The 13,741-nt window shown below is 30.1% G+C and carries 7 protein-coding genes; 3 read left to right on the forward strand and 4 right to left on the reverse strand.

Going from position 1 to position 13,741, the window contains the following annotated elements:
- Positions 1-47 precede the first annotated feature (47 nt).
- Complete coding sequence (locus Q0776_RS13180; RefSeq protein WP_298369071.1) at positions 48-1,214, forward strand: proline dehydrogenase family protein; 1,167 nt, start codon at positions 48-50, stop codon at positions 1,212-1,214.
- Positions 1,215-1,233: 19 nt separating this feature from the next.
- Here Q0776_RS13180 and Q0776_RS13185 read toward each other — a convergent pair whose 3' ends face one another.
- The gene (locus Q0776_RS13185; protein ID WP_298369073.1) at positions 1,234-3,468 is read right to left on the reverse strand and encodes an amino acid permease; all 2,235 of its coding nucleotides are present in this window, start codon (positions 3,466-3,468) and stop codon (positions 1,234-1,236) included.
- Positions 3,469-3,684: 216 nt separating this feature from the next.
- On the opposite strand from Q0776_RS13185, the gene Q0776_RS13190 reads away from it, so the two are divergent.
- Together Q0776_RS13190 and Q0776_RS13195 are read left to right on the forward strand one after the other, a co-directional pair.
- Positions 3,685-6,591, forward strand: coding sequence for a PEP/pyruvate-binding domain-containing protein (locus tag Q0776_RS13190; protein WP_298369074.1), 2,907 nt, complete (start codon positions 3,685-3,687; stop codon positions 6,589-6,591).
- 1 nt (position 6,592) lies between these two features.
- The gene (locus Q0776_RS13195) at positions 6,593-7,852 is read left to right on the forward strand and encodes a serine hydrolase (protein WP_298369075.1); all 1,260 of its coding nucleotides are present in this window, start codon (positions 6,593-6,595) and stop codon (positions 7,850-7,852) included.
- Position 7,853: 1 nt separating this feature from the next.
- Here the strand turns inward: Q0776_RS13195 and Q0776_RS13200 are convergent, their stop codons facing one another.
- From Q0776_RS13200 to Q0776_RS13210, 3 genes are all read right to left on the reverse strand, one after another.
- Positions 7,854-10,679 carry an Npt1/Npt2 family nucleotide transporter gene (locus Q0776_RS13200; protein WP_298369076.1) on the reverse strand — a complete coding sequence of 942 codons (2,826 nt, stop codon included), beginning with the start codon at positions 10,677-10,679 and terminating at the stop codon, positions 7,854-7,856.
- 117 nt (positions 10,680-10,796) lie between these two features.
- Positions 10,797-11,696, reverse strand: coding sequence for a serine hydrolase (locus Q0776_RS13205; protein WP_298369078.1), 900 nt, complete (start codon positions 11,694-11,696; stop codon positions 10,797-10,799).
- A 154-nt stretch (positions 11,697-11,850) separates the two neighbouring features.
- Positions 11,851-13,680, reverse strand: a complete 1,830-nt coding sequence (locus Q0776_RS13210) for a DEAD/DEAH box helicase (protein WP_298369080.1) — start codon at positions 13,678-13,680, stop codon at positions 11,851-11,853.
- Between the last annotated feature and the right edge of the window lie 61 nt (positions 13,681-13,741).

Below are 13,741 nucleotides of genomic sequence, written 5' to 3' on the forward strand. Positions count from 1 at the left end.
GAAAAAATAAACTGTTTGTAATTATCTTTGATTAAATACATAATATAATGAATAATTTATTTGAAAACACTGAAGTAGCTTTTGAAATTAAAACCAATTCAGAGCTAGATAGAGCTTATTATTTATTTGAAATGATCAAACGCGAACCATTGGTTAAAATTGGTACAGCGGTAACTAAATTTGCTCTTAAAACACATTTACCAGTTGAAGGAATTATTAGAGCTACTGTATTTGATCACTTTTGTGGAGGTGTTACAGAACAAGACTGTATGCCTACTATTGATAAAATGTATACAAAAAAAGTGCATTCTGTTTTAGATTATTCTGCAGAAGGAAAAGAAGATGAAGTTCAGTTTGATTTAACAATGCAGAAAACACTGGGTAATATAAAATTTGGAAAAGAATTAGATAGTGTACCGTTTGCTGTTTTTAAACCTTCTGGATTTGGAAAGTTAGAAATTTATAGAAAAATTACTGAAAATGAACCTTTAAGCGCGCATGAGGAAGTAGAATGGAGAAGAGTTAAAGAAAGATATGAAATAGTATGTAAAGCAGCTTACGAAATGGATGTTCCTCTATTAATTGATGCCGAAGAAACTTGGATGCAAGATGCGGCAGATGATTTAATAGAAGAAATGATGAAAAAATACAACAAACAAAAAGTTGTAATTTTTGGAACATTACAATTGTATAGATGGGATAGATTAGATTATTTAAAAAAGCTGCATAAAAGAGCTAAGGATCAAGGCTTTAAAATTGGAATGAAATTAGTTCGTGGTGCCTATATGGAGAAAGAAAGAGAAAGAGCAGAAGAAATGGGTTATAAAGATCCTATTTGTGAAAATAAGGCGGCAACAGATAAAATGTTTAACGATGTTTTAAAATATATGTTTGAAAACATAGATGATATGGCCATTTTTGCTGGAACTCATAACGAAGATAGCTCCTATTTATTAATGGATTTATTGGCAAAATCAAACATTAAAAAAGAAGATCGAAGAGTATGGTTTGGTCAACTTTATGGAATGAGTGATCATATTAGTTACAATTTGGCTAATAATAATTACAATGTTGCTAAATATTTACCTTACGGACCAGTTAGAGATGTGATGCCTTATTTAATAAGAAGAGCAGAAGAAAACACATCGGTTGCAGGACAAACAAGTAGAGAGCTTAGACTTTTAAAAGAAGAACGCGAAAGAAGAAAAATTTAATAAAACATATAGATTTTTTTTATTTTATTGATTTAGAGGTTAATGTATTAACAAAAAGAATGTTTCCAATATTGTCATAACCTTCAAAAATCTCCAAGCTATTTTCTGTGTTCATCATTCCTTCATGAAAGCCAATTAAAGTTAAATCAGCATCTGAAGAGTTTTCGTTAATTAATTCTATTCTGCTTTTATTGTCATCAATTGGTAAAACACGAATGTTATTTGCAGATATAGGCAAACGGCCAGAAGAAGTTAATTCAATTAAATTTTGTTCTTCTTGGGCAATATTTTCTTTAGCAAAAGTTGCAAAAATTTTAATTTCACCTTGTTGCCAGTCCGGATGACCTAAAATTATATAGGATAACAAAATCATTAAATTAGCATTCTCATAATCTTGTTTGTTTATCCATACGTGAATATCTTTTTTATAACCAAAACCTTTATCGGAAGATGCTAAAATACATAAATCGTACTGTGCACTTTTTAATACACTAAAGTTATCCAAAATAGTAGTTAACCATTCACTTTCACCTTTTTTATATTCAAAAAGCATCATGTTATTTGGTTGTCCGGAAATTCCAGGTTGTTGAATTGCTTGAATAATTGCCGCAGTATTGGAAGGAGATATTAATGTTTCAACAAAAACATTATTTCTACTAGAGGATGCTGTTTTAATTAATTTTTCAAGTTTAATTTCGGCATTTTTTTTAGATTCTTTGGAAAAATATGCTTTTTCAAAATGTATATAGGTACCAAAGCCATATCTATGCGAAATCCATTTCATCATTTCCATTGCACCATATCTTTTAAAACTATCTTTTGATAAACATATAACTGCTGGTCTCCAGGCTTCTTCTGTTTTTTCTTTTTCAGTTTTTTGAAGAAATACCTGCATAGTTCTACTAAATTGATGAATTACACCTTGAAAAATAGTTGCCATACCTTTTTTATGATCACTTTTCATGGTAATATAAAAGTAGATTGCCACCATTAAAGCAATTGCTGAAATAGCATAAGGTGTATTAATTTTAAACATTAAAAACACACACATTACAGCACCTAAAAGAGATAAATACCATTTAGATTTAAATGAGGGTCTATAAGATGGATCTGCAGCAAAATGTTGCATAAAAGAGATTAAACAAAGTGATCCATAAGTAACCATAAAAAACATAGAGATAATTTCAGCAACGGCGTTTACATCACCCATTAAAACAAAAATTAACGCAATTGCACTTGTTAATATAGTAGCGTTTCTTGGTTCATTATTCTTTTCGGTTCCTTTTGCAACAAAATTATTTAGCATTTTGTTTGGAAAAACTTGGTCTCCTCCAATAGCTTGTAAAGTACGCGGAGCAACCATAAAAGAGCCTAAAGCAGATGAAATAGTTGCTGCTGCTAAGCCTATAGGAATAATTGGTCCCCATAACGCAATTTTACTCATTATTAGTTGATCGTTAATTAAATCACTAGCACTAGCAGAAGCGGTTAATTTATAGGCTATAAAAACATAAATAACCATTCCAATAAGTGTTGCAGAAAGGGTGCCCATTGGAATAGATTTTTTTGGGTCTTTTAGGTCTCCAGATAATCCAACCCCTGCGGTCATACCAGTAAATGCAGGGAAAATAATAGCAAAAACGTAAAAGAAACCGTTTTCTGGAGTTATATTATTGAACAACTGACTGCTATCAAAAACCGTTGAATGTTCCGTTGAACCCAAAAAGAAAAGAATTAATGAAATGGCTAAAATTGTTACAACCACATATAATGCTTTCATTCCCAAATCTGCACCTTTAGTAACCATTAACCAAATTAAAAGTAATAATGCAGGAATACTAAATAATCGGTTGTCGTATATTTCATAACCAAATTTAGTTTCTATCCAAGGTTTTATTGCTTCAAAGGATTCTGCAAATGCTATAACGTAAAAGGCAACACTAATAGCTTGTGATAGGTATAGTGTTATTCCAATTGCAGCTCCAATATTTACACCAAATGAACGTGAAATAATAAAGTATTCACCACCACCTTCAACTTTTTGATTGGTAGCAATTTCAGCTAAAGCCATTGCAGTTGGGATGGTTACTAAATGACCTATAAATATTATAGCTAATGTTCCTACAAAGCCTACAGAGCCTACCGCAAAACCAAATCTTAAAAACATCACTGCTCCAAGAATTGTTGAAATTGCAGTTAAAAAAACAGGCAGAGTACCAAAATTTGCTTTAGCAGATGAAAGTGTCTTATTCATTTAAAAAAATACTAATTATTATTTGTTAAACGATCATTTAAAAATCGCTAGTGTTATATTAAAAGTAATCAAATAATCATTTCAAAATTCAAAATTTAAAATAAAAATATTTCCGTAAAGATTTATTGGTTTGATAAAAAAAATAATTATCTTAATTTCAAATGTAATGGCATTATATTTGACTTTAAATACAGTGTTTTAAAACCTAATTAAATAATGAAAAAACAAATTTTTGTTAGCTTACTGGTATGTTTGTTTTCGCTTGTAACTTTTTCTCAAAATTTAAGTAATCAATATATAAAAGAACAAATTTCCGAATTTAAAAATGATATTAGAGGTCCTTATAAGGATATTAGATGGTTTTGTAAAGATGGAAGTGTGCGCCAACCAAAAGATCCTTGCCCACAAGAAATTGGACCTGGAGTACAACATGCGCGTTATAAGGATGTTGTTGAGAATATAGGAAAGAGAAATCATGTTTTTTTAGGGCAAATATTAGCATATACAACAAACCAAGAATTTTGGGATTCTCAAAATCACAATTCACGTATTAAACAATATCAATTAGATAAGTATTTAAGAAGTGTAGATGATGGGTGGATTTTGCAAAAAGCACAATATTATAGAGGAGCTGTGCAAGTTGAAGATGAAGAAGCTTGGGGAGTCGACTTCTACAAGTGGTTATTAACTGGAGATACAAGTATTACTAAAAACTTTTATTTAATTCGTCAATCTTTAAATGATATTCCGCATAAAGGAGATGATAATGTAGCGCAATTAATGCGCAGCCAATCTAAAGTAATTTCTGATTTATTTCCTCAATTTATGGATTTACGTGTAAAAATTCACGGACAGCCAGAATTTGTTGATATAGAAAAAGTAAAACAATTTAAAGTAAAAAATGCTTCAAAATTAACTGCTACATTAAATTTAAAATTTGATGAGTTATTGGTAACAATGGCTAATTTTTACAAGCCAATTGATATTCAGGCATTACCTAACAAAACTAGTTTGGTTAAAAATACACCTATTGGAAACTTAATTAAAGACTTTTCAATAAAAAATGGCATTGAAACAAAACCAGCTAATTTAGTTACTGAATCTGCTAACTTATTGTTAGAAATTAGAAAAGCAGTTTTAGTTGAAAAACGTGCCCAAGCAAGAGTTCAATTGTTAGATGCCTCTTTAAAATTAGAGGAAATTGTTTTTAAAAATGCCTCACAGTGGCAACCAATAACCATAATGGAATTATTGAATAAAACATATTATATAGCAATGGCAACTGTAGGTGCTGGTTATATTGAACTATGGGAGTGGAATGAAATTGAACCAATTTTAAAACCAAAAAACGCAACTTCTCTTACTTTAAATGAATTAACAACCATTTTACAATCGGCTAGGAGTGTGGTAGAGTGGAGTTCATCTATGGTGAAAGCAACCTATGAAGATATTGTTGATATTTATACTGGTTTTGAGTCAAAATCGTATGGTTTTATTGATGATAAAATCAGAAGTTCTGTGACATTACATTTAGGCAAAACTGTGGGTGATTTGGGTGATTTTATTGCAACAGAATCTTCTTTAACCAATAAAGTATTTAATATTTCAAATCAAAGTTCGGTTCGTGGATTAAATCCAGGGTATGCTTTTGGAGAATTGGTAGTTATTGATGGTTCACCAGAAGGTGTTGAGGTTTCTTCAAACAAAATTTATATTTTTCAAAAACCACCTTCCGATTTAAAACCTGTTGGAGGAATTGCCACTGTAGCTGAAGGAAATTTAGTTTCACACGTACAATTATTGGCGCGTAATTTAGGAATTCCAAATGCGGCAATGTCGGATGATAATCTTCAAAATTTGAAAAAAATCAATGGCCAAAAAGTATTTTATGCAGTTTCAAATAAAGGAAATGTTATTATGAAATTAGAAAAAGATATGACTGCTGAAGAAAAAGGATTGTTTTCAAAAACAGTACGAAATGATGCTAAAATAGCGGTTCCTGTTGCAGATATTCGTTTAGATGTGAACAGCATTTTAAATATGAGAAAAGTTGATGCGAAGGATTCTGGGAAATTATGCGGACCTAAAGCAGCTAATTTGGGGCAATTGAAAAAAATGTTTCCAGATAAAGTAGTGGAAGGCGTTGTTATTCCGTTTGGAATTTTTAAATCACATATGAATCAACCAATGCCAGAGCAAAATGTGTCCTATTGGAAATTTTTAACTAATATGTTTTTGGAAGCCGATAAGCAACGTTCAAATAATATTTCGGAAGCTGAAGTGGAGAAATTTCAATTAAAACAATTAGAAATTTTACGAGAAGCAATTAAAAAAATGCCGATTCAAGCAAGTTTTATTTCACAATTAGAAAGTGAATTTGTAGCTGTTTTAGGGAAAAAGTTAGGTGAAGTACCGGTCTTTTTAAGAAGTGATACCAATATGGAAGATTTAAAAGATTTTTCGGGCGCTGGTTTAAATTTAACCTTGTTTAATGTAGTTGCAAAAGATAAAATTATTCAAGGAATTAAAGATGTTTGGGCATCGCCTTATACAGAACGTAGTTTTAAATGGCGTCAAAAATATTTATTGAATCCAGAAAATGTGTTTCCTTCAATTTTAGTAATTCCTAGTGTAGATGTAGATTATTCTGGAGTTATGATTACAACCGGAATAAACTCTGGAAATTCGAAAGATTTAACCATTGCTTTTAGCAGAGGTGCTGGTGGTGCCGTTGACGGGCAATCGGCAGAAGCCTATGAATTAGGTGTTGATGGAACTACTAAGTTAATTGCGCCGGCAAGAGAATCGGATTATAATAGTTTGCCAACTTCAGGTGGGACTGCTAAAAAATCTGCAACATTTGAAAGTTCTATTCTCAACCAACAAAATATGAAAGAGATTAGAGAATTGGCAGAAAATGTTCGTGTAAAAATGGCGAAAGAAGTAAATGCTGAATATAAAGGTGCTTATGATGTGGAGCTTGGTTTTAAAAATAATAAACTGTGGTTGTTTCAAATAAGACCGTTTGTAGAAAATAAAAAAGCGTTAAGTTCTGGTTATTTAGAATCCATTACTCCAAAAATTGATAAAAACAAAGTAGTTATACTTTCAAAAAAAATATAAAATGAAGCATTATTTAAAAATTGCAGTTGTTGTAGTATTAAGTTGGACGTTTGTTGGAATGAATCCGTATCCAATAGATGGGTATTCTAGAACAGGAATAAAACGTTTGTTAAGATTGGAGCGCATAAAAAGCGGTGTAATAAAGGAGAATTTAAATTTACCTTCGGGTGCATTAAAATCTTACAGCGAAATTGCATTAAGTTTAACTTCAAAAAAGAAAGATAGTACAGCACAATTTTTAGTTAAAAATGAAAAATTTAACAAGGAAATCAATGGCTTATTTTATGGTTTAGATAAAAGTTATTCATTGTCTGTTTTAGATATTTCTGACGTAAATAATATTAGATATGCTGCACGGAACGAATCTGCGGGTTATCAACCAGGAAGCGTAGGGAAAATTGCAGTTTTAGTTGGTTTATTTACGCAATTGGCAAAAATTTATCCAGATTCTTTTGAAAAAAGAATTGAATTATTAAGAACAAAATCGGTAAAAGCAGGTTTATGGGGATTAACAGATGAGCATACTGTTCCAATTTTTAATATAGAAACTAATAAATTAATAAAAAGACAAGTGATAGAAAGTGATGTTTTTACATTATTTGAATGGGCGGATCATATGATGTCCGTTAGTAATAATGGTGCTGCAAGTATTGTTTGGAGGGAAACGTTGTTAATGGCTGCTTTTGGTAAAGATTACCCAACCTTAACTCAAGAAGGAGCAGATGCTTATTTTAAAAATACTCCTAAGAAAGATTTAACAAATTTAGGAAATGATGTAGTAAATTTACCTTTAAGAAAATTGGGGATTACATTTGAAGAATGGCGTTTAGGAACTTTTTTTACACGTGGGTCTAATAATTTTATTGGTAGTAAAGATGGAAGTATTGGAAGCCCTATTGGTTTAATGAAGTTTTTAGTGCAATTGGAACAAGGTAAAGTGGTTGATGAAAAATCTAGTTTAGAAATGAAACGCTTGATGTACATGACAGACCGCAGAATACGTTATGCACAAGCACCAGCATTAAAAGATGCCGCTGTTTACTTTAAATCGGGCAGTTTATATAAATGCGATAGAAGTAAAGGGGAAGCTTGTGGAAAATATATGGGAAATGTTCAAAATTTTATGAATTCTGTAGCAATTATAGAGCATCCAAATGGTAAAAAATATATAGTTGCATTAATGACCAATGTTTTACGAAAAAACTCTGCAAGTGACCATATGTATTTGGCCGGTAGTATTGATAAGCTGATTAATATTTAAACTAAATTTTATTTAAAATTTCAAGTGCCTTATTTCTAATATTTTTATTAGCATCATTTAAAACTAACTCAACTAACGGTTTAAATTTTGAATCGTTGGTTTTTTCTATTAAATACAATACAGCAAGTTTTAATTTACTGTCTTTTCTTTCTAATAAAGTTCGGTAACATTCGGTTTCACTAAGCATTTTTAGGTTCAGTTTTTTTATTTTCTCTTCTGAACGAGCATCTACTACTATAGATTCGGCAATTGGAATTAATTCTTTCTTTAATTGAATATCTAAAATATTATCTAAAAATTCAATAGCGTGTATTCGTTGTTCTTCCTTTCCTGTTAAAATAATATGCAATATTGGTTCAACATCATTTGGAGGATACTTAAGTCCTAAAAACTTAAACATACGCTGTAATTGTCGGTCTAAACGTTGTTCTAACAATTGAATTAAACCATTTCGAGCTTTAGTTATTTCATTAGTGTTTTCAGAAATAACCATATTTTTGTGTTGAATTACAATTTGAGAATGAATTACAGAAAGTGTATTTTGATATAAAAAACATTCATCTAAAATTTTGTCAACTATAAACCTATCTTTAATATGTAAATTGGGGAATTTCCATTTTAACCTTTTTAAAGCTTCAATAGCTTCTATTTTTACTGAATGCTCCGTACCATTTGTCAATTTTATAAGTCCACCAATTGCTTTTTGTGAGGCAAATTTTTCAATAACTGCAATTGTATATGCAGTATCTTCCAAGTCAACAATCTCATTAAGAATTTCACTAACTAAAATATCGATAATTGGTTCGCCGTAACTATAAAGTGCCTCAATGGCAGTTTTTCTGGTGTCTTTATTTGATAATTGGTCAATAATTAAATTAATAAATTGAGGCTCCAATGTTTTAGCTGCACTTAGAATAGCTGTATTTTTTAATTCTAAATTTTGAGATACCAATTGTTCTTTTAAAATAGTATAAAATTTTTCGGATTTTGAATTTCCAATGGCTTCTAAAATTGCCATCATTTTATTTGATTTTTCATCTTCAGATTTTATAAATTCCCATTGGTTTAAAGCTTTATTTAATCTGTTTTCTAAATTAAAGCGTTCTTGTAATAAGCTATTGTTTCTTAATTCGAGCGATAGCCCAATTAATGCTGCATTTGCTATTGTTTCATCGTTTATATTCAAATATTTATTAAAAAGTTCAATAGGATTTTTGTCATAATGTTTTAACAAGTATCTAAACGCATTTGTAGTTACCTGTTGATTGTCATCGTAAATCATTGATTCTATTTGATTGCAAAGATTTTCCGTTTTTAATAAAAATAAATTTTCAATTGCTGCAGCTCTTATTTTTGATGATGGATGATTTAAGAGTGCTTTAATTGAGTAAAAAAAACGTTCATCTTTTACTTCTAATGCTTTTTGAAGCATATGAGTAATTTGTCCTTCAGAACCATTTTCAAAAACTCTTTTAACGGTGTCGATAATTGAAGTAATTGGAATCTCTGTTTTTATTGTTTTTTCTTTTTTTGAATTTGAAGTTTCTAGTAATTTTTTAAATGAAATAATATATTCTTTTCTAAGGTGATATATAAAATATATCCAAATAGAAATTAGTGTGATTATGATTATACTAATAGATATTGCCGAAATTTTTAATCCGTTAACAAAAAATATAAGAATAAAACCTGCCAAACCTGTTGCAATACTATCTACAACCACATCTGTAAATGTTTTGGTTTTCTTTTTAATTTCAATTGGTATTGGAATAGAAAGTAGCTCTGTTGCTGCCTTGTTAACCGATTGTTTTAAACTACCATCTATAACTTTAATTACTATTATTACCCATAATTGTGGAAGGAAAAGTAATAATATTGATCCAATTAATATTCCTGAAGGAAGCCATAATAATGATTTTCCCACACCAAATGTACCAACAACTCGCTGGGTTAAAAATAATTGAACTACTAATGAAATAACGCTTAATGTTGAAAACCAGAAACCAAAAAAGGAAGTTAATTCTTCTTGATCTTCAATTAGTTTTGAAGCATAATCACTGTATTGATAATCTACTAATTTGGCAACCAAAACACTTACACCAAAAACAATAGCAATTAAACTTAATAGTTTAGATTGTTTTATTAGTTTAAAAGGAGATTCTCCTTTTGGATTGGATCTAAAAGATACCTGAAAAGTGTTTAATTTAACCACCTCATTATTCCAAATGTATTTTGTAATTGGTAAACAACTTGCAATTAAAATTGCGGCAACAAAAAATAATATTTCCGTATTTATAAAAGAAGTTAATACAGAGGTAAGGTATCCTCCAAAAATACCTCCGGCAATTGCGCCAGCACCAATAAATCCAAAAACACGTTTTGCTTCCCTAACGTTATAAACTAAATTTGCTAAAATCCAGAATTGAGAAGTTGTTAAAAGGCCAAAAATAGCAATCCAAACATATGGAATGTATACAAGTAATCCATTTGCAATATTAAATGTAAATGCAATTCCAAAAATAATTAAAGAAATTACCGAGCCAATTAATGTTCCTTCTATTATTTTATTTAATGATTTTCTTTCTAAAATTTTATCATAAAAATAAGAACCAACCACAGCTGTAATTGCGGTTAATACATAACCTAGAGGCAAGGCGGCCGAAGTAAGTTCCGATAAAAAAAGAGAATTTATAGTTGGTTTAACAATAAGTAAGGTAGAAATTAGTAAAAATACGTTTAATTGAAGTAGTAAGGTTTTTAACAGTTCATCCTCCTTTAAATCAAAAGCTTTTAGAAAGTATTTTTTTAGAGAAATTTTGTTAAACATATAAATAAATTACTTGGTTTTACACTTTACGTTAGTACTTTGTTTTAGATGGATATTAAATAATTAATAGATAAATTTTATGTCAGTTTTATATGTATTGAAAAAAGCTTTTTAATATTAATAATTTTTTAAAACTTTTTCAATAGGTTTTACCAAATTTCTAATTATTCTTTCCCCATAAGCATCATCAACTAATGCGACCAAAATATAACGTCTTTTGGGATCTTTTCCCCAAACTAAAATAGAATCTGAATGGAAATTTTTCCAAGAACCTGATTTTCTAAATAAACGAGCATTTGGAGCAATTTGATCGAGAGTGTTTACAAACTTATGATGTAATGCTGGATTTTCAAGAATATCTAACATTTGTTTAGATCTTTTGTAGTTTACTAATTTTCCATTGGCTAGTAAATAATAAAATCTACAAACTTGATTAACAGTAGCAGCATGACTTAAATTTTTAAGGGGTTCTCTATTGGTATTGCCCGTTCCTCCGTAACGCTTTCCAACCCATAAACCACCGCCATGTTCTTCATCATACAGTTGGTATTTTTCATCGGTTAAAACGCCTTCAATTTTGTCAAACCCCAACTTGTCAATCATTTTTGTTGCTGCTTGGTTGCTAGATTTGCTAATCATTAATTTCATGTCATTTTTAACTTCAGGAGTTTCTTTTAGTTCTCCTTTATCTATAGCGTCCATTGCAGCCAATAAAATGGCAATTTTAGGCAAACTAGCGGCATACATCATATGGTTTCCATTAATTCTAGCATATTCGATATTACTTTGATCACTTAAATCAATAACTCCAACGGCTAATTTATTTTGTTGAATTAAATTTCTCCATTTTGGGTTGTTATTTAACTCTAATTCTAAACCTTTTTGAAGATCTTTATTAAAAAGGGTTCCTAAAGGTTTTATTGTAGAATTATTAGCATTAATTGGTAATTCATTTTGTGCAAAAAGAGAAAATGAAAAGATAAATAATGAAAAAATAAATAATTGATTTGTTTTCATTTAAATTTTTAAAAGTTTAAAATTATTTATTAAAGATATTTATTTTTTTAATATACGAAATGTTAAAATTTTATTGAAATTAAACATTTTTAGAAATAAAATTATGTATAAAAAAAAGCGGTCATAGACCGCTTTTTTTTATATTAAATAAGATTTATCCTTTTCTTCTACGAGAATTTTTATTAGCTCCAAAATCTCCTGGGTTTGATCTTTTTCTACCAAATCCACTAGAGTTTCCACCACCTTCTTTTCTGTCTTTGCTTCTTCTTCGACCTCCGCCGCTTCTTCCACCAGAATTATTTCCACCTCCATCACCGCTATTTCTGCGTCTTGGGCCTCCGCCACCTCTTCCGGTGCGTTTCTTTTCGGTAATTTCAACATTAACTCCTCTTCCTTCAAAGCTAACATCGTTTTGTTGAAAGTTTGAAATGGTTTCTTCAGTGTAATTTTTATCTAATTCAAAAAATGAAAATGTATCTAATATTTCAATTTGACCAATTTCTATATTTTTTGCAATTTGTTGATCATTAATTAAGCCAATTAATCTTGCAGGATTTAATTTATCTTTACGACCAATATTAATAAAGAAACGAGTCATATTTTCATCATCTCTTCGTTTTCCTCTAGAATCATTATCACGACCGCTTCTCATTTGATCACTGTCGTTTAAATCGGGTGCATTTTCGTAATATGAAAGAAATGAGTTAAACTCTATTGAAACAAATCTTTTTATCAATTCTTCTCTATCTAAACCTTCCAATTTTTCATATATAGAAGGTAAAAATTCGCTAATTTCAGTTTCATTAACTTTTATGTCGTGTACTTTATCAATTAATTTTAATAATTGATTTTGACAAATTTCTTTTCCAGTTGGAACAGGAGTACTCACAAACTTTTTACCAATAATTCTTTCAATAGGTCTAAGTTTACCTTTTTCTCTTGCTGTTACAATTGCAATTGAAATTCCTTCTTTTCCTGCACGTCCAGTTCTACCACTTCTGTGTGTATACGATTCAATTTGGTCTGGTAATTTATGGTTAATTACGTGCGTTAAATCATTTACGTCTAAACCACGTGCAGCAACATCAGTTGCTACTAGTAATTGAAGGTGTTTTTTGCGGAATTTTTCCATAACACTATCACGTTGAGCTTGAGATAAATCTCCATGAAGTGCATCGGCGTTATATCCATCTTTAATTAATTTATCAGCAATTTCTTGTGTTTCTCTTCTTGTTCTACAAAAAACGATACTATAAATATCTGTATTTACATCGGCAATTCTCTTTAATGCTGCATATCTGTTTCTTTCTGAAACTACATAATATTGATGCGAAACTTGGTCCGATCCTTTATTTTTTTCACCTGAAGTAAGTTCAATAGGTTTGTGCATATAATTTTTAGCAATACTTTCCACTTCTCGAGGGAAAGTTGCCGAAAATAATAATGTTTGTTTTTCTTCTGGAGTAACTTCTAAAATTTTATCTAATTCATCTTTGAAACCCATGTTTAGCATTTCATCAGCTTCATCTAAAACTAACCATTGAAGATTATTTAATTTCAATTGTCTTCTGTTAATTAAATCAACAGTTCTACCTGGCGTACCAACAACAATATGAACTCCTTTTCTAAGTTTTCTTATTTGTTCGTCGATATTTGCTCCACCATAAACGGCTGCAACTCTTAGTCCTTTAATGTATTTTGAAAATTCCTCAATGTTTTTAGCAATTTGTAAAGCTAATTCACGAGTTGGTGATAAAATAATAGCTTGTGTATCGTTGCTATTAGTATCAATTTGCTCTATAATTGGCAAACCAAATGCAGCTGTTTTACCAGTTCCTGTTTGCGCAAAAGCTTTTAAATCTTGTTTTGATGCAATAACTTGTGGTATTGCTTTTTCTTGAATTTCTGTTGGGTTTTCATAGCCCAAATCGGTAAGGGCCTTAATGATATTTTCATTAAGTCCTAGGTCTTTAAATGTTGTCATTCTGTATAAATTATTGATTTACAGATGCCCATCTATAAACCGGTTAAAAAACGTGCAAAGG

The sequence above is a fragment of the uncultured Lutibacter sp. genome (assembly GCF_947495725.1).
GTDB lineage: Bacteria > Bacteroidota > Bacteroidia > Flavobacteriales > Flavobacteriaceae > Lutibacter.